The organism is Herbaspirillum sp. GW821-FHT09A12 (assembly GCF_059418325.1).
Genome location: NZ_JBWKPR010000018.1, coordinates 19,305 through 39,174, shown reverse-complemented (window position 1 = coordinate 39,174; position 19,870 = coordinate 19,305). Strand labels below are relative to the sequence as shown.

General features: G+C 65.6%; 17 protein-coding genes. 8 read left to right on the top strand and 9 right to left on the bottom strand.

The window, feature by feature from the left end; genetic code table 11:
• Positions 1 to 849: an alpha/beta fold hydrolase gene (locus AC07N6_RS23300; RefSeq protein WP_494783554.1), complete on the bottom strand. Its 849-nt coding sequence runs from the start codon at positions 847 to 849 to the stop codon at positions 1 to 3.
• 390 nt (positions 850 to 1,239) lie between these two features.
• On the opposite strand from AC07N6_RS23300, the gene AC07N6_RS23295 reads away from it, so the two are divergent.
• Positions 1,240 to 2,166 carry a LysR family transcriptional regulator gene (locus AC07N6_RS23295; protein ID WP_494783553.1) on the top strand — a complete coding sequence of 309 codons (927 nt, stop codon included), beginning with the start codon at positions 1,240 to 1,242 and terminating at the stop codon, positions 2,164 to 2,166.
• A 103-nt stretch (positions 2,167 to 2,269) separates the two neighbouring features.
• Here AC07N6_RS23295 and AC07N6_RS23290 read toward each other — a convergent pair whose 3' ends face one another.
• Complete coding sequence (locus AC07N6_RS23290) at positions 2,270 to 3,985, bottom strand: DUF3300 domain-containing protein (protein ID WP_494783552.1); 1,716 nt, start codon at positions 3,983 to 3,985, stop codon at positions 2,270 to 2,272.
• A 238-nt stretch (positions 3,986 to 4,223) separates the two neighbouring features.
• Between AC07N6_RS23290 and AC07N6_RS23285 the strand changes: the two genes are divergently transcribed.
• Complete coding sequence (locus tag AC07N6_RS23285; RefSeq protein ID WP_494783551.1) at positions 4,224 to 5,111, top strand: NAD-dependent protein deacetylase; 888 nt, start codon at positions 4,224 to 4,226, stop codon at positions 5,109 to 5,111.
• Here the strand turns inward: AC07N6_RS23285 and AC07N6_RS23280 are convergent.
• Positions 5,038 to 6,612: an MFS transporter gene (locus AC07N6_RS23280; RefSeq protein ID WP_494783550.1), complete on the bottom strand. Its 1,575-nt coding sequence runs from the start codon at positions 6,610 to 6,612 to the stop codon at positions 5,038 to 5,040. The genes AC07N6_RS23285 and AC07N6_RS23280 overlap by 74 nt on opposite strands.
• A gap of 51 nt (positions 6,613 to 6,663) precedes the next feature.
• Complete coding sequence (locus AC07N6_RS23275; protein WP_494783549.1) at positions 6,664 to 7,143, bottom strand: GlcG/HbpS family heme-binding protein; 480 nt, start codon at positions 7,141 to 7,143, stop codon at positions 6,664 to 6,666.
• A 123-nt stretch (positions 7,144 to 7,266) separates the two neighbouring features.
• Between AC07N6_RS23275 and AC07N6_RS23270 the strand changes: the two genes are divergently transcribed.
• The 3 genes from AC07N6_RS23270 to AC07N6_RS23260 all read left to right on the top strand — a co-directional run bounded on the left by AC07N6_RS23270 (position 7,267) and on the right by AC07N6_RS23260 (position 10,423).
• Positions 7,267 to 8,178, top strand: a complete 912-nt coding sequence (locus tag AC07N6_RS23270; protein WP_494783548.1) for a LysR substrate-binding domain-containing protein — start codon at positions 7,267 to 7,269, stop codon at positions 8,176 to 8,178.
• Between the two features lie 92 nt (positions 8,179 to 8,270).
• On the top strand, positions 8,271 to 9,476 hold the full coding sequence (locus tag AC07N6_RS23265) for an acyl-CoA dehydrogenase family protein (RefSeq protein ID WP_494783547.1): 1,206 nt from the start codon (positions 8,271 to 8,273) through the stop codon (positions 9,474 to 9,476).
• Between the two features lie 125 nt (positions 9,477 to 9,601).
• Positions 9,602 to 10,423, top strand: coding sequence for a MetQ/NlpA family ABC transporter substrate-binding protein (locus AC07N6_RS23260; RefSeq protein ID WP_494783546.1), 822 nt, complete (start codon positions 9,602 to 9,604; stop codon positions 10,421 to 10,423).
• A 28-nt stretch (positions 10,424 to 10,451) separates the two neighbouring features.
• On the opposite strand, the gene AC07N6_RS23255 is transcribed toward AC07N6_RS23260, so the two are convergent.
• Positions 10,452 to 11,795, bottom strand: a complete 1,344-nt coding sequence (locus tag AC07N6_RS23255; RefSeq protein ID WP_494783545.1) for an LLM class flavin-dependent oxidoreductase — start codon at positions 11,793 to 11,795, stop codon at positions 10,452 to 10,454.
• Positions 11,796 to 11,814: 19 nt separating this feature from the next.
• On the bottom strand, positions 11,815 to 12,159 hold the full coding sequence (locus AC07N6_RS23250) for a DUF3088 domain-containing protein (protein WP_494783544.1): 345 nt from the start codon (positions 12,157 to 12,159) through the stop codon (positions 11,815 to 11,817).
• 166 nt (positions 12,160 to 12,325) lie between these two features.
• On the opposite strand from AC07N6_RS23250, the gene AC07N6_RS23245 reads away from it, so the two are divergent.
• The gene (locus AC07N6_RS23245; protein ID WP_494783543.1) at positions 12,326 to 13,366 is read left to right on the top strand and encodes an Lnb N-terminal periplasmic domain-containing protein; all 1,041 of its coding nucleotides are present in this window, start codon (positions 12,326 to 12,328) and stop codon (positions 13,364 to 13,366) included.
• Between the two features lie 81 nt (positions 13,367 to 13,447).
• Here the strand turns inward: AC07N6_RS23245 and AC07N6_RS23240 are convergent, their stop codons facing one another.
• The 3 genes from AC07N6_RS23240 to AC07N6_RS23230 all read right to left on the bottom strand — a co-directional run bounded on the left by AC07N6_RS23240 (position 13,448) and on the right by AC07N6_RS23230 (position 17,555).
• Positions 13,448 to 14,779 carry a gallate dioxygenase gene (locus AC07N6_RS23240; RefSeq protein ID WP_494783542.1) on the bottom strand — a complete coding sequence of 444 codons (1,332 nt, stop codon included), beginning with the start codon at positions 14,777 to 14,779 and terminating at the stop codon, positions 13,448 to 13,450.
• An 18-nt stretch (positions 14,780 to 14,797) separates the two neighbouring features.
• Entirely contained in the window at positions 14,798 to 16,126 is a 1,329-nt protein-coding gene (locus AC07N6_RS23235; protein WP_494783541.1) for an MFS transporter, read from the bottom strand.
• A gap of 223 nt (positions 16,127 to 16,349) precedes the next feature.
• Positions 16,350 to 17,555: a LysR family transcriptional regulator gene (locus AC07N6_RS23230; RefSeq protein WP_494783540.1), complete on the bottom strand. Its 1,206-nt coding sequence runs from the start codon at positions 17,553 to 17,555 to the stop codon at positions 16,350 to 16,352.
• Positions 17,556 to 17,691: 136 nt separating this feature from the next.
• Here AC07N6_RS23230 and AC07N6_RS23225 point away from each other — a divergent pair, with 136 nt between their 5' ends.
• Together AC07N6_RS23225 and AC07N6_RS23220 are read left to right on the top strand one after the other, a co-directional pair.
• Entirely contained in the window at positions 17,692 to 18,831 is a 1,140-nt protein-coding gene (locus AC07N6_RS23225; RefSeq protein WP_494783539.1) for a 4-oxalomesaconate tautomerase, read from the top strand.
• An 8-nt stretch (positions 18,832 to 18,839) separates the two neighbouring features.
• On the top strand, positions 18,840 to 19,865 hold the full coding sequence (locus AC07N6_RS23220) for an amidohydrolase family protein (protein ID WP_494783587.1): 1,026 nt from the start codon (positions 18,840 to 18,842) through the stop codon (positions 19,863 to 19,865).
• Positions 19,866 to 19,870 lie beyond the last annotated feature (5 nt).

Here is a 19,870-nt window from a genome sequence, read left to right as displayed (position 1 = left end):
CTACTTCTCGCTGAAGAACTTCAGGAGTTCCCTGGCGATAAACTCGGGCTGCTCTTCCGTTACCCAATGTCCGGAGTCGGGAACCAGCCCGCCCCGGACATCCTCGGCGACTCTCTGGAGGGATTCCATGGTCTCCATGGCCCGGCCGAATCCTTTGGCGCCTCCCAGCGCGAGTACCGGCATTTTCAGTTTTCCATCCCTTTGCAGCATCAGCCGGTTGTCGGCGGCATCTTGCGGCAGCGCGCGGTAGAAGGAATACATCGCCCGCATGGCCCCAGGTTTGGCGTAGGTGCGCATGTATTCCTTGCGATCCTCATCGCCGATGCAGTTCGGCCGGTGGCCGTAGTGATCGAAGAGCCAATCGATGATCAGGCGCTCCCGGTCCTGGAACAGGGCCTCCGGCAGATCCGGGGTGCGGAAGAGGGCGTGGTGCCAGCGCCGCCCACCTTGCGAAAAGTCGGCGCCGTCTCCCGGGATGGCGACGTCGAGAATGGCGAGCGTCTTGACGGCGTCGCGATGCTGGGCGGCCAGTGAGAAGGCCGTCGGCCCGCCCCAGTCATGCCCGACCAGATGGAAACTGTCGATGCCAAGCGACTCAAGCAGGCGCCATACGTCGTTCGATACCGTTTTCTTGTCGTAACCCGAAGCAGGCCTGGACGAGTCGCCCAGCCCGCGCAGATCGGGGGCAATGACCCGGTAATCTTGAGCCAGATGAGGGATGACGTGCCGCCACTCGTAGGAGGTCTGGGGAATGCCATGCAACAAGACCACGGGGAAGCCGCTTCCGGCAGCAAGGTAGTGGAGGCTGACGTCATCCAGGTCGGCAAAATGATGTGTAACTGTTGTCACAGGGGCTCCGTAAAAGAGGGGTAAGGAATTCGGCCATCGATCTGGCGGCCATCGGGCATCGGCCGGCAGCCCTGTCCGTCGGGGCGGCAGCCGCCCGCGCCATCGGGCTGGATGCGCGTTGGCGTTGAATCGGGCTGCAGCGATGGAGGACGACTGGCGCGTCGTCCGCGGGAAATGGTTTACGGCGAATGGCGGATGGCCGCATGGCCGAGGCTGATGCTGATGCTCAATGTCGTCTCCTGATGAAAATCATTGGTGCAGCTTTCGGTATTAATCCGCTTGCTGCTTTTTCCTGAAAAGTGATAATCATCTTAGTTTGCAAATTTGGCATTTGCTACAGACGAAAATGAAACTGGGTTATGCAAATATGAATAGCCGAGGGAGACCGGAATGAGCAACTTCGATTGGGATAATTTCAGGATATTCCTTGCCGCGGCACGCACCCAGTCGGGAGTGGAGGCGGCCCACCTGCTGAAGATGAGCCAGTCGACGATCTCGCGCCGGATCAGGCAGCTCGAAAAGGACGTCGGTTCAAAGCTCTTCGACCGTAGCGCCCAGGGGCTGCGTTTGACGACGGCCGGCCATCATCTCTTCGAGCATGCGGAAAAGCTTGAAAGCACCTTCTCGGTCATGGAGTCCCAGGCGGCCGGGGGCGACCGGATGGAGCTCAGCGGCGAGATCCGGATTGGCGCCACGGAGGCTTTCGGGACTTTCTTCCTGATGCCCCATCTTTCCAATTTCTGCCAGCGTCATCCGGGCATCGCCATGGATGTGCTGCCGCTGCCCAGGTCACTGAATATTTCGAAAAGGGAAGTGGATACTTCAGTGGCGCTCGACCGGCCAAGCACCAACAATTTTGTGACCAGGAAGCTGGGGGAATACAGATTGCTTCCCTATGCGACTCCCGAGTACCTGGCGCGTCATCCCCGGATCAGGCGCACGGAGGATTTTCAGGATCATCTTTGGATCGACTTCGTCGACGACCTGCTTTTCTCGCCGCAGCAATTCCATCTGCATAAATGGGGGGCATCGCTCAAGCGATGCCTGCGCAGTACCAGCGTCGTGGCGCAGGCGCAGGCCGTGAAAGCAGGTCTTGGGCTTGCCATCCTCCCGTGCTTCCTGGCCAACGTGACCGACAATCTCGTCCCCGTGTTGCCGCATAAGGTGGACATCACGCGTTCGCTGTGGCTGGTGGCCCCTCCGGAACGGCGTGAGCTGGCGCGCATCCGGGCGTTGTGGGACTACACGCGGGAAGTCGCCGACGCCAACGCAGGCTATCTCGATGGCAAGACGGCACAGATGACCTGGCTGAAATGACCGGGAGATAGAGGGCAGAGGGACAATGCCGCCGGCGTTCCGTCGTCATCACTGACGTCATGCGCGACGGCAAGCCAGGCGAAACCGATCGCCTGGCCTGTCTTCATTCCCTTTTCTCTTCCCTGCGCTCTTCTTTTTTAGCCGGATGCGGATGTTCTTGCGGATGCTGTTGGGCGTGCTCTTGCGGGTGTGGCTGCGGCACATGTGGTTGCGGATGTGGCTGGTCATGCGGCTGAACATGCGGCTGGGCTTGCGGCCTGGGTTGTTCCGCCGGCTGGGCATGCACTTGCGGGGCTTGCGCGTGGGGCGCCGGCGCCTGTGGCCGTGCGGAGGGGGGCGGATTCTGATGCGCCTGCAGGTTCTCTCTGGCTGCCGCATGTTCCTGGCGTGCTGCGCCCGGCGGCGGAGCGGACGGACGCGTGTCGGGCTGAGGCGGCCGTTCGGCGTTCTGCTGGCGGTTCTCCATGGCGCCCGGATGTTGCGCCGGGCCGGCATTCGGTCTTTGCGCGGCGGCGGCGTGCGGCGTCATTTCAGGTCCGTGTCCATTGGCGTGAGGCGGCGTGGGCGCGTTGCCGGCGCCGTGCTGCGCTTGCGGGACGTTGGCCGGACGCGCGCCGGGACGCGTATCGCCGGCGGCGAAATGCGGCATCGTCATGGGGCCGGCCGGCGCGGTTTGCATGTGCGCGTTGGCGTTCGGCGTGGCCGCGTTGAAGCTCGGGCGGCTGCTGTTGTTGTTGCTGTTGCTGATGCTGGTGTTGTTGATGGTGCCGTTGTTGTTATTGGTCGTACCGTAGTTGTTGACCGTGCGAGAGTTGTTGTTGTGGTTGTCGATATGGTTGATGACGGTGGTCGACTTCGAAACATAAGTCGTGTTGTTGTAGACCACCGCCGGGCGATGCCAGCCGCCGCCGGGGCCGCCGCCATAATTTGGGCCGCCGCCCGAGCCGGGGCCGGGCCCGCCCCAGTTCATGCCCCACGAATGCCAGCCCCAGCTGTCGTGATTGCTGATGGCGGCGCCGACCAGAATGCCGACGCCGAACGACAGGACGCCGGTGGCCACCACATCGCCGGTGCTGTAGACCGGCGGATGATAGACATAGCCGGGATACACCGGAACCGCGCCGCCGTAGACCACGGCCGGGTTATAGCTCGGCACATACACCGTATCGGGCTGCGCCGGTTCGATCACGATCGTTTGCGGCGGCGGCGGTATCACTGCCGGTCCGGCATAGACCGGCGGCTCGCCGGGCGCGCTGGCGTAATTCGGCGGCGGCGCCGCGCGCGCGACCGAGGTGATTCTCAATTGTTGAGAGTTCTTCAGGTTGCCGGACTGCTGCGCGCGCAAGCGCATCGCCTGGATGGCGTTCATCACATCGCCGGGATCGTTCACATAGGCTTCGCCGAGCGCGGTGGTCCACTGGATGTTGCCGGCCATCTGGTTCAGCACCGAGGGGAATGCGGTCAGCGATTTGACGCTGACATCCCAGGGCTGCTGGTTTGCCGCATTTTGCAATGCGGCGCCTTTGAGCGAGGGATTTTGCGCCAGCCACTGGTTGGCGGAGCTGATCTGGTCGGGATAGGTCGCGCCGGCCAGCACCTGGGCCACCAGCTTGTCGGGGAACAGGGCGATCGGCGCCACCATCTGCGACAACTGGTCGGCGGTCGGCGGCGTATAGGGCGGCGTGGTCGGAGCCGCTGCCGCTGTGTTGGGCGGCGTGTCGGCGGGGGTGTTGGTTTTGTTGCAACCTGCAAGAGCGAGCAGGCTGATGATGAGCGAGGAGGACACCAGGGTGGTGAACCGGTTTTTATCAGCTGTCATGTTGTGTTCCTGTTGGCTGTAATAAGGGCGGGCACGCGCTGCGAGCCTTGCCCGATTTTTTTCCAACGGCCTCCACGAATGCCGAGTTGACGCTGCGGTTGTTACAGGCGTTACAGGCTGTAACGGGTAGCTGACAATAGCCTGAACAGGGTGGTCGGTTAAAGCTGTCGCGGGCGGCAAGACTTGCGAAAATGGCTTACGCTGCACGCTGTTTCCACCACAAGCCGGGCTCCCATCCATGAACGATTCACCGCCAGCGGCAACGCTCGCCGATACAGTCAGCGCCAGCGGGGATGGACTGGCGGCGCTGGCGCGCCTGCTGCTGGCCAGCAATAACGTACTGGTGCTGACCGGCGCCGGCATCAGCACCGCTTCCGGCATTCCCGACTACCGCGATGAAGACGGCGTGCGCCGCGGCCGCTTGCCGATCCAGGGCGCGGAATTCCGCGCCTCCGAAGCGGCGCGCAAGCGCTATTGGGCGCGCAGCATGCTGGGTTGGCCGCGCCTGGCGCAAGCCCGGCCCAATGCCGCGCACCGCGCCATCGCGCAACTGGAGGCGGCGGGGCGGGTGGCTGCGGTGCTGACGCAAAACGTCGACGGCTTGCACCAGCAGGCCGGCAGCCGCCGGGTGATGGAACTGCATGGCAGCATCCACGCGGTGCGCTGCCTGTCTTGCGGCGCCCGGTATGAGCGGGCCCGGATACAGGTCGAACTGGAGCGGTTCAACCCCGCGCTGGCCGATGCCCAAGCCGTCGCCTTGCCGGATGGCGACGCCCAGCTGGAACCGCACGCCGATGCCGATTTCCATGTGCCATCCTGCGATCTGTGCGGCGGCATGCTGCAGCCGGATGTGGTGTTCTTCGGCGACGGCGTGCCCGCCGCGCGCAACGCCGAAGCGGAGCAGGCGGCGCATGCTTGCGATGCCATGCTGGTGGTCGGATCGTCGCTGATGGTGCTGTCGGGATTTCGTTTTGCCCGCATGGCGGCGCAAGCGGGAAAACCGGTGGCGGCCATCAATCGCGGCCTCACGCGCGCCGACCCGTTGTTGAGCTTCAAGATCGCGGCGTCTGCCGAATCGGTTCTGCCGCGGCTGGCGTCGCTGGTGCTGGAAGGGCGGCGCGCCTGAGCGACCAGGCCACGATGCCGGCCGCGCACAGCGCCAGCAGCGCCGCCGCCATGAACACATGCGAGAAACCAAGCCGGTAGGCCTGCCGCGCGATGGCGACGGCAGCCTCGCGCTGTTGCGGATAGAGCCGTGCCGCGCCGTCGAAGTCGCCCGCCATGGCGCGCGCGATGAATTCACCGGCATGTGCGCCGTTGTTGCCGTTGGTGCCGAGCGCTGCCAGCGCGCGCGCCATGGCATGCCGCGCGCCTTCCGCCAGGACCGCTCCCAGCCCCGTGAATCCGGCCAGTACGCCAGTGAAGCGCGACGTGGTGCTGATGCCCGAGGCCATGCCGGCACGTTCGCGCGGCACGTTGCCCATGATGGCCTTTTGCGTTTCGCCATTGAGCAGTCCGCCGCCGCTGCCCAGCACTGCCATGCCGATCACGGTGAGCGCGCCGCTGCCCGCATGCGCGGCCAGCGCCATGAGCAGGTTGCCCAAGGCCACGATGCATAGCCCCAGCAGCAGGATGCGCGCCGCAGGCCAGGTGCGCGCCAGGCGCCGTCCGACTTGCGGCAACAGCAGCATGGCCAGCGCGAACGGCAGCATGGCCAACCCCGCCGCGCCGGCCTGCATGCCGCGCGCATTCTGCAGGAACAGCGGCAGCAACGACGCCATCACCTGCGCCGATGCCGCATAGGCGAACATCGCCGCCACCGCGCCGATGAATCCGGTCGAACGGAACAGCGACAAGTCCAGCATGGGATGCGCTCCCTTGCGCTGGAGGGCGACGAACGAGGCGAATAAAAAAACGCCGCCCGCGGCGCGGACGGCGAAAGCAACGCTGCCCCAGCCGTACTCGGGCCCGGTGATCAGGGCCCAGGTCAGCATGAAGATAGCGCTGGAGAAAGACAGGATGCCCGGCAGGTCCAGCGGGCGCACGGACGGATTGCGCGACTCCGGGATATGGCGCAGCACCGCCACGCCCAGCAACAGGCAGATCGGGATATTGATGGCGAAGGCCCAGCGCCAGCCCAAGAGCGCATTGATGGCGCCGCCGGCCAGCGGCGAGAGCACCATGGCCAGTCCCATGATGCCGCCCCACACGGCCCAGGCATGGGCGCGCGCCGCCGCGTCGTGGAAGGCATGGCCGATGATGGCCAGCGCCGGCGCCAGCAGCAACGCCGCGCTGACGCCTTGCGCCGCGCGCGCCACATACAGCGCCTGTGCCGAAGGCGCCAGCGCGCAGGCCAGCGAGGCCAGGGCGAACGCCGCGATGCCGCACAGGAAGATGCGCTTGCGGCCATAACGGTCGGCCACCGAACCGGCCGGCAGCAGCAGGGCGGCGAAGCACAGCACGTAGGCGCTCACCACCCATTCGATATCGGCGAAGGAGGCGCCCAGTTCGCGTGCGATGGTCGGCAGGATGATGCCGACCACGTTGGTGTCCAGCACCGTCATGGCGCAGCCCAGCGAGCCGCTGAGCAATATCCGTCCGGCGGCGCTTGAAAACAGGGTGCGCATGGTGTCTCCTCTTCGCTCCTTGTCGATGGCGATTGGCGCCCGTTCGGGCTCTTATTTCAGTGCAGCCGCGCCGGCCCTGGCAATTTCTTCATCGTGCTGCGGCGTGTCGGCCGATACGCCGATGGCGCCGACAATCTGGCCGTCAGCCACCAGCGGCAAGCCGCCGCGCATCAGCACGAAGCCGCGCGCGGTCGCCACGGCCGGCCGGTTGCCGTTGATCGCATCTTCCAGCGCGCCGCTGGGACGGCGGAACAGTGCCGCCGTGCGCGCCTTGCCCGGTGCGATGTCGACGCCGGCCGGTACCGCCGCGTTGTCCATGCGCACCAGCGCCAGCGGCAGGCCGGCGGCATCGACCACCGAAATCACGCACGGCCAGTTCTCGGCCTGTGCCTTGGCTTGCGCGGCTGACATCACTTGCTGCGCCGCGGCCAGCGTCAGCACCGGCTGCACCGGCAGGCTGGCGGCGCCGGCCAGTTGTGCGGCGGCCAGCGCGGCGGCGCCGATGGCGAGGGAAAGCGTGTTCTTGAACATATCGTGTTCCTTGATAAAGGATGGAGAGGGAGCTATCCATTCAATCAGTGCCTATAATTCAGTTCAATACATAAGTTTTTGAAATTAATTAGCCAATACCTAATTCAAAGAAGGAGGTGTGCCATGGAACTGCGCCATCTGCGTTACTTCCTGACCGTGGCGGAGCAGCTGCATTTCACCCGTGCGGCGGAAATGCTCGGCATTGCCACGCCCACCCTGAGCGTGCAGATCCATGAAATGGAACGCAAGCTGCAGGTGCAGCTGTTCGTGCGCACCAAACGGTCGGTGGCGCTCACTTCCGCCGGCGAAGCCTTTGCCGAGGAGGCGCGCGGCGTGCTGGCGCAATTCGAGCAAGCCTTGCATGTCGGCCGCCGCGCCGGACGCGGCGAGCTGGGCCGGGTGGAGATCGGCTATGTCGGTTCGGCGGTGTTCGGCGGCATCCTGCAGCAACAGATCAGCGCCTTTCGCCGCCAGTGGCCCGACGCCGAGGTGCAGGCGCGGGAGTGGCCGATGCACCGTTTGTCCGAGGCGCTGGAAGAGGGGCGCGTCGACGTCGCTTTCGTGCGCATGCCGCTGGCGCTGGCGCCGTCGCTGCAAACGCATGTACTGCTGCGCGACCGCTTTTGCCTGGCGCTGCCGGCCGACCACGCGCTGGCGCGCTCGACCGCGGCGGGGAAGGCGGTCAAGGCCAGGTCGCTGGCGGGCGAAGCCTTTATCCTGCCCGAGCAGGAACTGGGCACGCATGAGGTCTGCCGCCGCGGCAGCTTCGCACCGCGCAGCGAGAGCCGGCCCGGCAGCCTGCTGGCGGTGCTGGCCGAAGTTTCGGTGGGCGCCGGCGTGGCGGTGGTGCCGGGCGTGCTGACCCAGGTGGTGGACTTGCCCAATGTGGTTTACCGGCCGTTGGCGGGCGCGGCCATCGGCTCCGAGGTGGCCGCGGTGTTTCGCCGCTTCGAACGTTCGCCGGCGGTAAAGAACATGGTTGCGGCCATCCGCAAGAGCGTGCCGCTGGTGGTGCCGGCGGTGGCCGCAGGCTGACTCCGCGGCCGCATATCGATATCCGTTTTCCTTCCTTCGGCAGGATGGGTTGGCTGCCAGATAATCGTCGGGATCTACCATCCGAGGACATCATGAGCACATCCGCCAACGCATCCGCTCACGCGCTGCATCAACGCTTTTCCGACCTGTTTGCGCTGATCGCGCAAGACAGCATCGCCCGTGAAACCGAGCGCCGCCTGCCGTTCGAGGAAGTGCGGCAGTTGAAGGAAGCGGGATTTTCTGCGCTGCGGGTGCCGGTCGCGCACGGTGGGGCCGGCGTGAGCCTGGAGGATTACTTTTACCTGCTGATCCGCCTGGGCGAGGCCGAATCCAACCTGCCGCAGATCCTGCGCGTGAACGCCGGTTTCACCGAGCTGCTGCTGGAGCGCAAGGACGACGCCGACACGCGCCGCTGGCTGGATGTGATCGGCAGCGGCAAGACCTTCGGCGCGGCCGCGTCCGAGCGCAATGCCGCCACCGGCAATTCGGTGCTGCTGGAAAAGGACGGCAACGGCCACTGGCGCCTCAACGGCGAGAAGTACTATTCCACCGGCACCCTGTATGCCGACTGGGTGCTGGTGCGCGCGCACGACCATGAGTCCGATTTCAATGTGCTGGTGCCCACCGACGCGCCAGGGGTCGAACGGGTCGACGACTGGGACGGCTTCGGGCAACGCCTGACCGGCAGCGGCACCACGCGTTTGCACAACGTGCTGGTCGACGATGCCCAGGTGCTGGACCGTTACCATGTGTCGCAGCCGCGCCGCAACACCATCATCACCTCCTTCTACCAGACGTTCCACCTGGCCGCGCTGTCGGGCATCGCGCGCGCCGCGCTGCGCGATGCGCTGGCATTCACCCGGCCGCGTACCCGCACCTTCGGCGTGCCGGGCAACTCCAGCCCGCGCGAGAATCCGCTGGTGCAGCGTGTCATCGGCCGCCTGGCCAGCCTGGCATGGTCGGCCGAACAACTGACGCTGGCCGTGGCGCGCGAACAGGATGCGCTGCATGCCGCGCGCCGCGCCGGTACGGTCGCCACCGAGGATTACGACGCGCTCGACATCAAGACCTTCGAAGCGCAGCAGATCGTCATCGGCCAGGTGCTGGAAGCCACCACCTTGCTGTTCGAAGTGGGCGGCGCCTCGGCCACCAGCGAAACCCGCCGGCTGGACCGCCACTGGCGCAACGCGCGCACGCTGGCTTCGCACAATCCGGCGATCCAGCGCGAGGCGGCCATCGGCAACTACCACCTCAACGGCCGGCCGCATGACGAGCGTTTCGGCAACGGCTACGTCTGATCCTCGCCAGACAGCCAGCAAATATCCTCATGCGGATTCGTTCGTTCAATTGAAGCGGCACGGTCAATACACTTTCGGCAGCGTTTTTTCATTTTTCCACCACTCTGCCGGAAGCGATATCGACCATGCTGAAACGAATTTTCTCCTTGCTGCTGTTGCCTGCTTTTGCCATCAGCCTCGCCTATGCCGCGCCACAGGAGCGCGAACTGAAGATCGGCTTCGTGCCCGGCCCTTATATCGACGAATTCAAGCTGGGCGTGCAGCCGGAGCTGGAGAAAAAGGGCTACAAGATCCGCTTCTACGAATTCACCACCGGCCTGGAAGCCAACAGCGCCGTCTTCAAGGGCGACATCGACGCCAACGTGATGCAGCACACGGTCTTTCTCGATTCCTACAACGAGCGCAACAAGACCGACCTGGTCGGCATCGTCCAGGTGCCTACGCCGCCGATGGGCCTGTATTCCAGGAAGCACAAGGATCTCAACAACCTCAAGAAAGGCTTTACGGTGGCCGTGCCCAACGACCCGGTCAACCTGCAGCGGGCCTTGTGGATCTTGCAGCGGCTGGGCTGGATCCGTATCCGCGAGAACAAGCCGGTCGATGTGACCGAACTCGATGTGGTGGAAAACAAGGTGGGGTTGAAGCTGGTGCCGCTGGAGAATGCCCAGGGGCCGCGGGCGCTGGACGATGCCGATTTCGCCGCGGTCCAGGGCAACTTCGCCATCTTCGCCAAGCTGAAGCTGTCGGATGCGTTCGCCCTGGAAGACATGAAGCCGCCGTATATCAACGTGGTGGCGGTGAAGAAGACGCGCCAGTCCGATGCCTATGCGCGGGATCTGGCGGAGGCTTACCGTTCGGAGAATTTCCAGAAGGCGATCCGGGGAGATCGTTTTTATGATGGATTTACCTTGCCGGATTACTTCACTACCGTCGGCAAGCGCAACTGATTGCCCTGTCGGATTCGGCCGCCGCGCCTCAGGCAACCCGTGCGCGCCGGCTTGCGTCGGTGCCGGGGCGGGCCAACCCGAAATGCTCCCGCAAGGTGCGCCCCGCATATTCCCTGCGGAACAATCCGCGCTGCTGCAGGATCGGCACCACGCCATCGGTGAAATCCTGCAGGCCGCCTGGCAAGGCGTCCGGCATCAGGTTGAAGCCGTCGGCCGCGCCGGCCTTGAACCACGCTTCGATCTCATCGGCAATCTGTTCAGGCGTGCCCACCAGCACGCGGTGTCCGCCGCCGCCGCAGAGGGCGCGGATCAGGTCGCGCACGGTGTGCCGCCGGCCTTGCGCCAGCGACAGCGTGGCGTGGAAGAAGGTGTGGTTGCCATTGCCGCCCGCCGGCAAGGCCAGGCCGGCGGGCAGCGGCTGGTCGAGGTGCAGGCGTTCGGCCGGGATGCCGAGGGTGCCCGCCAGGCGCTTGAGGCTGTAGCTCCAGGGGATCATGTCGATCAGCTCGTCGCGCCGGCGCAGGGCCTCGGCTTCGGTGGCGCCGATGATGGTGGCCAGGCCGGGCAGGATCTTGACCGCGTGCGGGCCTCGTCCCAGTGCGGCGGCGCGTTCGTTGATGGCGCGGCTGTAGGCCAGCGACTCTTCCAGGGTGTGCGCGGCCGAGAACACGGCTTCGGCGTGGCGCGCGGCCAGCTCGCGGCCGTCGCCGGAACCGCCGGCTTGCACCAGCACCGGCTGGCCCTGCGGCGTGCGCGGCAGGTTGAGCGGGCCTTGCACGCTGAAGTGCCGGCCACGGTGGGCGATCGGCTTGACCCTGGTCTCATCGATGAAGCGGCCGCTTTGCTTGTCGCCGATGACTGCGTGGTCGTCCCAGCTGTTCCATAGCGCCTTGACCACCTCGGTGAATTCATCGGCGCGCGCGTAGCGGCCGGCATGGTCGGGCGTGGCATCGAGGCCGAAGTTGCGCGCCGAACCGGCATCGGCGGTGGTGACGATATTCCAGCCGGCGCGGCCGCCGCTGACATGGTCCAGCGTGGCGAAGCGGCGCGCGATGTTGTAGGGCTCGTTGTAGCTGGTGGAGGCGGTGCCGATGACGCCGATACGGGTGGTGGCGGCGGCCACGGTGGCCAGCAATACCGTGGGCTCCAGCGCGGTGATCGGCCGGAAGTCGATCTGTTCGATGATGGCAGCATTGTCGGCCAGGAACACCGCATCGAACTTGGCGGCTTCGGCGATCTGTGCCACCTTCACGTAGTGGGCGGCATCGATGAAGGCCAGCGGGTCGGCATCGGGCAGGCGCCATGCCGAGGGGATGAACCCGGAATGCAGGATATTGACGTTCAGGTGCAACTGGCGAGGGGGCGCGCTCATCGGGGAACCTGGCGTCGCCTCAATGCACGCGCGGGAAGCCGTGGCGCTGCGCCAGCAGGTCGAGGATGCGGCGCGTATCGGTGACGAAGCGCTTGCCGTCGAGGCTTTGCGCATCGTCCGGCGGCGGCAGCCGGTCGCCCAGGATCAGCACCGGCAGGCTCTGGTGTTGCGCGTCCAGCGCCGCCACCACTGCGGCGCGCGGCCGCGGAAAAGGCAGGCGCTTGATGTCCAGTTGCGCCGCGCGCTCCGGGTCGCCGGCCAGCAAGCCTTCGATGGGCGCACCGTCGGGGCAGATGAAACGTTCGCCCGGATGGGCGGGATCGGTGAAACCGTGTTCAAGCAATAGCAACAGGTCGCGGCTCATGGCGTTTCCTCGGGATGGCAATCGGAAGATTCTGTGCCGCGGCCCCGGCGCCGGCCACGAATAAATCCGCATAAACATATACGTATGCGGCAGCTACAATGCCGCTTGGCGCAGGGGGTGAACCGCCCCCCGCTTTTTCCCATTTCTTGACGAATGCGATTTTCCGATGGCGTTCCTGACTTCCTTCCTGTGGCTGCGCTGGCCCTTGTTGCTGCTGGCGGTTTGCGTGCTGGCCGGCCTGGCCGCATGGGGCGCGTGCGCCTTGTGGTTCCAGCTGCCGGCGCCGCCGTGGGCGCGCGGCGCGGCGATTGCCGCGTGGTCGTTGCTGGCGCTGGCGGCATTGGTTTCCCTGGTCGGCGTGACTGGCGCCGGTTGGCGCTGGAGCCTGGCGGCGTTCCTGCTGTGCGCGGTGGCGCTGTTGGCATGGTGGCATGGCATCCGGCCATCGCATGAGCGGATCTGGGCCGACGATGTCGCGCGCATGCTGGAGCCGCAAGTGCAGGGCGATCAGGTGACGCTGGCCAATGTGCGCAACTTCCGCTGGCGCAGCGAAACCGATTACGACGTGCGTTGGGAGACCCGCCGTTACGACCTGGCGCACCTGGTCTCGGCCGATCTGCTCCTGTCTTACTGGATGGGGCCGGCGATCGCGCACACGCTGGTGTCGTTCGGTTTCGACGACGGCCGGCGACTGGTGTTCTCGCTGGAGATCCGCAAAGAGCGGGGCGAGAGCTTTTCCGCCATCGGCGGCTTCTTCCGCCGGTTTGAAACAGTGATCGTGGCGGCCGACGAGAGCGACATCATCCGTACCCGCACCAATGCGCGCGGCGAAGACGTCTACCTGTACCGGCTGCGGCTGGCGCCGGAGCAGTTGCGCAAGGTCTTCCTCGGTTACCTGGAGCGGGCCGCCCAGTTGCAGCAAGAGCCCCGTTTCTACAATACGCTCACCAGCAATTGCACCACCATCGTGTTCGCACTGGCGCGCCGGCTGTCGCCCTCGCTGCCGCTGGATTACCGGCTGCTGCTGTCGGGATATTTTGCGCAATATGCCTACGACCACGGCGGCCTGGCGCCGGGCCGCTCCTTCGATGAACTGAAGGCCGCAGGCCGCATCACGCAGCGTGCGCTGGCGGCGGCGCCGGATGCGGATTATTCGAAGGCCATCCGGCAGGGCGTGCCGGGCGTGGCGGAGTCCGAATTGCGCTGATGCGCGATGAAAAAAGCCCGGGGACGTTGCCGTCTCCGGGCGATCCATGCCTGCCTGTGCCGGGCATGGGCTGCTCAATGGTTATTGGGTGCCGGTCTTGCCGGGCGTCGGCGCGGCTTGCTGGTCCCAGTCGGCGGCGCGGTCGGTGGCGCTGTCGGCCACCGAATACAGCGCGCCGGGCGCGTTGCGGGTCTGCTGGAAATCCGCCAGCGACTGGCCGCGCATGGCGGCATAGATGTGCAGGTTGGACACGCCGACCACCGCGCCCAGCTTTTCCAGCAGGAAGAAGATCACGCCGTAGCGGATCATCGCCTGCCAGTCGCGGCGATTGATCATGCCGCGTTCTTCGTCGCTCAGTTGCGCCTCGTCGTAAGTCGCCTCGGCATCGGCCAGGAAACGTTCACGGAAGGCCGGCTGAATCAACTGGTAAAGGTAGCGGTTGATGCGGTAACGCTCGTTGCTGGTCTGCAGCGTGAACGGATAGGTGCCGGCCAGTTTCTCGATGCCGTCGAGTTGTTGCGCCATATGCGCGCGTTGCTGCTCGCCCCGGCGCGCCTGCATGGCGGCGTCGGTCGCGGTCGACGGTTCGTACACCGCCACCGCGATGCCGGTCATGGAAGGCAGGTAGTACTCGCGATGCAGGCAATTGATGCCGGCCGGCATGGCGCCGCGCATCACCAGCCACATCACCACTTCCGCACTTTCCAGCCCGCCGCGCGTGGCCAGCTCGGCGTGGGTGAGGTTGACCAGGGCTTCCGGATCTTTTTCGAACAGGTCGAGGAACTGGTGGTCCCACGGCGTGTTGTTGAAGCCGGCGCGTTCGCCGTGCACCTGGTGCGACAGGCCGCCGGTCGCGACCAGCACTACGTTGAGGTCTTCCGGATAGCTTTCAATGGCGCGGCGCAATGCCTGGCCCAGCTTGAAACAGCGGCGCGCGGTCGGGATCGGGAACTGCAGCACGCCGACCTGCAGCGGGATGATCTTGCCGGGCCAGCCTGGTTCGTGTTCCCACAGCATCGACAGCGGCGAGAAGCAGCCGTGGTCGAGCGCCTTCTCCTGGAAGAACGACATGTCGAACTCGTCGGCCATGAGCGAAGTGCCGATGTGGCGCGCCAGCGCCGCGTGGCCGCCCACCGGCGGCAGCTTGCGCGCGCCGCCGCCTTCGTCGGCTACCCTGTACTCATTGCCCACGCCCAGCGCGAAGGCGGAGTAGTGGTCGAAGAAGAATGACGTCACATGGTCGTTGTAGACCACCAGCATGACGTCGGGCTGCTTTTCCTTGAGCCACTTTTGCACCGGCTCGTAGGCCTTGAAGATCGGCGCCCAGACCTGGTCATGCTGTTTGCCGGCATCCAATGCGAAGCCGATGGTGGGAGTGTGCGACGATGCGATAGCGCCTACGATGTTTGCCATGACTGCGGTTCCTGTTGCTTATGCGGTGGCGGTACGTTGACCGAGTTGGATGAAGACGATGATGAGCGCGGCCAGGGTAGCGGGCACCGCCAGGATGGCGATCACCGAACCGAAGCTCCAGCCCAGCGAGAGCAGCAAGCCGCCGGCGAAGGAGCCGAGGATGCTGCCGAAACGGCCCACGCCCAGCATCCACGATACGCCGGTGGCGCGCACCGGGGTCGGGTAGCAGGAGGGGGCGAACGCGTTCATGCCGGTCTGCGCGCCGCTCATGCAAAAGCCCGCCAGCAGCACATACGCCGCGAACATGCCCGACTGCACGCTGCCCGATGCCAGCAGCAGGATGAACACCGCGCCCGACACATAGGCCGCGGCGATCGCCCGGCTGGGCGACCAGCGGTCCATCAGGTAGCCTACCACCAGCGCGCCGACGGTGCCGCCCAGTTGGAACAGGGCGGTGATGCTGGCGGCTTTCTCGATCGGCAGGCCGGCATCCTTGATCAGCGTCGGCAGCCAGCCCGACAGCAGGTAAATCACCAGCAAGCCCATGAAATAAGTGCCCCACAGCGACAGCGTGGTCTTGCGATAATTAGCCGACAGCAGCACCTTGCCCGGCTGCGAGCCCTTGACCTGCGGTTCGCTGATGGTGAATGCCTGGCCCGGCGCGAACTGGCCGCCGCAGACCTTGGCCAGGGTTTTTGCGATGCGCTCGGATGGGAAGTTCCTCACCACCAGGAAGCGCGCCGACTCCGGCACCAGCCACAGGTAGAACGGCAGGCACACCAGCGGGATGATGCCGCCGGCCACCAGCACCGCGCGCCAGCCGTAGTGCGGCAGCAGCGCGGCGGCGATGAAGCCGACCAGCGCGGAACCCAGGTTGAAGCCGGTGAACATGATCGCCAGCAGCGTGCTGCGCGAGCGTTCCGGCACGTATTCGGACAGCAGCGTGGTGGCGTTGGGCATTGCCGCGCCCAGGCCCAGGCCGGTCAGAAAGCGCAGCGCCGACAGCGTCACCACATCATGCGCGGTGGCGCACAGCAAGCTGAACACGCCGAACCAGGCGACAGCCAGCATGAGCAGCTTCTTGCGGCCGTAGCGGTCCGACAGCGGGCCCACCAGCAGCGCGCCGATGGCAAGCCCGAGCGGCGCGGCGCTCATCACCACGCCGAACGCGGCGCGCGAAATGCCCCATTCCCTGGTGATGTCGGGCGCTAAAAAGCCCATGATGGCGACATCCATGCCGTCGGTGGCCACGATCAAAAAACAGAGGACGAGCAGCAGCCATTGGTAACCGGACATCTTGCGCCCGTTGATATGTGCCCGCACGTCCAGCGATTGTGCTGTATTCATTAAGTCTCCGATATAGATATGAATTTATACGCGACAGCGCCGCTGATGCGGGCGCGGCGTCGGAAATGCTTGCCGAAGTGCAAATGGCCTGCCTCGACAATGAAAGAAGTGTAAGACCGAGGGCGTCGTCGAGTATTGCTTTCGGCTGGCTGGGCGTTGCCATTTTCTAATTGCGGTGGATTTTTAGGGATGCGGAGAGGAGCCGATCCAGGGGCCGGCGCCCTTATTCCCAGAAGCTGGCCGCGGCTTCGATTTCCTGCTGCAGCGCACGCGCGCCGGGCGAGAGGTGTGCGCCTTTTCTTTGCATGATGCCGATGGTGCGCTCCATGCCATGCATGGCGAAGGGCAGGGCGGTCAGCTGTCCGGTGACGATTTCGTGGTGCAACTGGTGGGCCGAGATCACGGTCAGCATGTCGCTGGACACCAGCAGGCCGCGCAACAGCGCCAGGTCGCCGGTTTCCACCGCCGGGCGCGGCACTTCCCAGTTGCTGTCGCGGAAGAATTGTTCGATCGAGTCGCGCAGCGGGGTGCCGGCGCGCGACAGCACCCAGGGATAGCCGTCGAGGTCGCCCAGCGTCAGTTTTTTGCGCTGCGACAAGGGATGCCCCACGCGCGCGATCAGCGCGGCGCTGTCGGCGATCAGCGGACGCATGTCGAAGGTGTCGCTGGAGAAGGCGCGCAGCGCGCCGACGATGAAGTCGATGCGGCCGCTCATCAGTCCGGCCGCCAGCTCTTCATAGGGGCTTTCCAATGAGCGGATCTGCAGCCGCGGGTGTTTTTCCAGCACTCCGGCGACTGCCGCCGGCAAGAGTTGCGAACGCGCCAGCGGCAGCGCGCCGACGGTCACCGTGCCTTGCACGATACCGGCCAGCGCGGCGATGTCTTCCGGGATATGGCGCAGCTCGGCCAGGGCGCGTTCGAAACGCTCGGTCCAGCGGCGGCCGGCGTCGGTCGGCAGCATGCCGTGGGCGGTGCGGAAAAACAGCGGCTGGCCCAAGATCCCTTCCAGCATGGAAATAGCCTGGCTGACCGCCGATGGCGATACCTCCATCAGCCGCGCCACGCTGGGCATGTGATGGGTTTCGGCCAGCAGCGTGGTGGCTTGCAGGCGGCGTTCGTTGAACAGCGCGTCCAGGCTGGCGACCTGGCTGCCGGTGCGCTCGCGCAGGCGCAGCGCGTCGTCGCGCACCTCGCGCAGTTCGGCCTCGATGCGCTCCACGCGCAGCTTGACCGCCTCGCCGGCGGCCGTGAGCAGCATGCCGCGACCCTTGCGTTCGAACAACCGGACATCCAGGCTCTGTTCCAGCGCCGCCACCGAGCGCGCCACCGCCGAGGAAGCACGCAGCAGCGTGTCCGACGAGCGGCGCACGCCGCCGGTGGTGGCGACCACGTTGAACACGTGCAGGTGGCGGAGATTGAGCAGGGGCATCAGCCGGACCGATGTTGTAAAACCACTTCGATTAGAAAATTAGAACAGAGGAGAGGATACAACGCAACCAAGCGCAGCGGCTACTCACTCATAGTGGTGCCCTGAACAGACGCAACGATTTGCAAAGGTAAAGAGCGTGCCAACCCCTTCCAGCCAGGACTTGCTTTCCATTCCCTGCACCCTGATGCGTGGCGGCACCTCGCGCGGGCCGTTCTTCCTCGCCGGCGACCTGCCGGCCGATACCGCGGGCCGCGACCGGGCCTTGCTGGCCGCGCTGGGTTCGCCCGACCGCCGCCAGATCGACGGCCTGGGCGGCGCCCATCCATTGACCAGCAAGGCCGCCATCGTCAGCCGCAGCGCCGTGCCGGGCGTCGACCTGGATTTCCTGTTCGCCCAGTTGCAGCCCGATTCCGACCAGGTCGATACCACGCCCAATTGCGGCAACATGCTGGCGGCGGTGCTGCCGTTCGCCATCGAGCGCGGTCTGGTGGCGGCGCAAGACCCGGTTACCAGCGCCCGCATCCTCACGCTCAACACCGGCATGCAATGCGAGGTGACGGTGCAGACGCCGGGCGGCCATCTGCGCTACGGCGGCGACACCCGCATCGACGGCGTGCCGGGCAGTGCGGCGCCGGTGAAGATCAATTTTCTCGACACCGCCGGTTCGGTCTGTGCGGCCATGCTGCCCAGCGGCCGCCTACTGGACCAGGTTGCGTTTTCCACGTCCGACGGCGCTGCGCAGTCGGTGTGCGTCACGCTGATCGACAACGGCATGCCCATGGTGCTGGCGCGTGCCGCCGATTTCGGCATCAGCGGCCGCGAAAGCGTTGCCGAACTCAACGGCAACCAGGATCTGAAGCACAAGCTGGAAGCCTTGCGCCTGGTTGCCGGCCCGCTGATGGGCCTGGGCGACGTGGCGGCGAAGAACTATCCCAAGATGTGCCTGTTATCGGCGCCGGCGGCCGGCGGCGCCATCTCCACCCGCTGCTTCATCCCGCACGTTTGCCACGAGGCCATCGGCGTGCTGGCGGCGGTGACCGTGGCCACGGCCTGCGTGCTGGAAGGTTCTGTCGCGCAAGGCCTGGCGCAAGCCGGCGGCGGCCTGCAGCGCATGGTCTCGGTGGAGCATCCGAGCGGCGAATTCAGCGTCGAGCTGGAGCTCGACGCCCACGATCAGCAAAAGATCATCCGCGCCGCGCTGCTGCGCACGGCGCGTCCCATCATGCGCGGGGAAGTGCTGCTCCCCGCTGCCATCTTCAACGAGAAAGAACCATGAGAGATCCCCTGATCATCGATTGCCACGGCCACTACACGACGGCGCCCAAGGCGCTGGAAGACTGGCGCAACCGGCAGATCGCCAACCTGAAGACGCCGGCGCTGGGGCCCAGGCCGTCCGAGCTCAAGATCAGCGACGACGAACTGCGCGAATCGATCGAAGGCAACCAGTTGCGCCTGATGAAGGAGCGCGGCGCCGACCTGACCATCTTCTCGCCGCGCGCCAGCTTCATGGCGCACCACATCGGCGACCTGGAGACCAGCCAGACCTGGGCGGCGATCTGCAATGAACTCTGCCACCGGGTGGCGCAACTGTTCCCGCAGCACTTCATCGGCGCGGCCATGCTGCCGCAGTCGCCGGGCGCGGACATCCGCACCTCGATCGCCGAGCTGGAGAAGTGCGTCAAGGAATACGGCTTTGTCGGCGTCAACCTGAACCCGGACCCGTCCGGCGGCCACTGGAGTTCGCCGCCGCTGTCCGACAAGTCCTGGTACCCGCTGTACGAGAAGATGGTGGAGCTGGAAGTGCCGGCGATGATCCACGTCAGCACCAGTTGCAACGCCTGCTTCCACACCACCGGCGCGCACTACCTGAACGCCGACACCACCGCCTTCATGCAATGCCTGACCAGCGACCTGTTCAAGGACTTCCCGACGCTGAAGTTCCTGATCCCGCACGGTGGCGGGGCGGTGCCTTACCACTGGGGGCGTTTCCGCGGACTGGCGCAGGAGATGAAGAAGCCGTTGCTGAAGGATCACCTGCTCAACAACATCTTCTTCGACACCTGCGTGTACCACCAGCCGGGCATCGACTTGCTGACCAAGGTGATTCCGGTGGACAACGTGCTGTTCGCTTCCGAGATGATCGGCGCGGTGCGCGGCATCGATCCGGAGACGGGGCATTACTACGACGACACCAAACGCTACATCCAGGCGGCGGCGTTGAGCGACGAGGAACGCGGCAAGATCTTCGAAGGCAATGCGCGCCGCGTGTATCCGCGACTGGATGCCACACTCAAGAGCCAAGGACGGTAAACATG

Coding starts and splice junctions, on each gene's coding strand:
- AC07N6_RS23270 (WP_494783548.1), top strand. CDS start 7,267: ATGGAACTGCGCCATCTGCGTTACTTCCTGACCGTGGCGGAGCAGCTG.
- AC07N6_RS23245 (WP_494783543.1), top strand. CDS start 12,326: ATGGCGTTCCTGACTTCCTTCCTGTGGCTGCGCTGGCCCTTGTTGCTG.
- AC07N6_RS23290 (WP_494783552.1), bottom strand. CDS start 3,985: ATGACAGCTGATAAAAACCGGTTCACCACCCTGGTGTCCTCCTCGCTC.
- AC07N6_RS23250 (WP_494783544.1), bottom strand. CDS start 12,159: ATGAGCCGCGACCTGTTGCTATTGCTTGAACACGGTTTCACCGATCCC.
- AC07N6_RS23255 (WP_494783545.1), bottom strand. CDS start 11,795: ATGAGCGCGCCCCCTCGCCAGTTGCACCTGAACGTCAATATCCTGCAT.
- AC07N6_RS23260 (WP_494783546.1), top strand. CDS start 9,602: ATGCTGAAACGAATTTTCTCCTTGCTGCTGTTGCCTGCTTTTGCCATC.
- AC07N6_RS23275 (WP_494783549.1), bottom strand. CDS start 7,143: ATGTTCAAGAACACGCTTTCCCTCGCCATCGGCGCCGCCGCGCTGGCC.
- AC07N6_RS23280 (WP_494783550.1), bottom strand. CDS start 6,612: ATGCGCACCCTGTTTTCAAGCGCCGCCGGACGGATATTGCTCAGCGGC.
- AC07N6_RS23240 (WP_494783542.1), bottom strand. CDS start 14,779: ATGGCAAACATCGTAGGCGCTATCGCATCGTCGCACACTCCCACCATC.
- AC07N6_RS23295 (WP_494783553.1), top strand. CDS start 1,240: ATGAGCAACTTCGATTGGGATAATTTCAGGATATTCCTTGCCGCGGCA.
- AC07N6_RS23265 (WP_494783547.1), top strand. CDS start 8,271: ATGAGCACATCCGCCAACGCATCCGCTCACGCGCTGCATCAACGCTTT.
- AC07N6_RS23235 (WP_494783541.1), bottom strand. CDS start 16,126: ATGAATACAGCACAATCGCTGGACGTGCGGGCACATATCAACGGGCGC.
- AC07N6_RS23230 (WP_494783540.1), bottom strand. CDS start 17,555: ATGCCCCTGCTCAATCTCCGCCACCTGCACGTGTTCAACGTGGTCGCC.
- AC07N6_RS23285 (WP_494783551.1), top strand. CDS start 4,224: ATGAACGATTCACCGCCAGCGGCAACGCTCGCCGATACAGTCAGCGCC.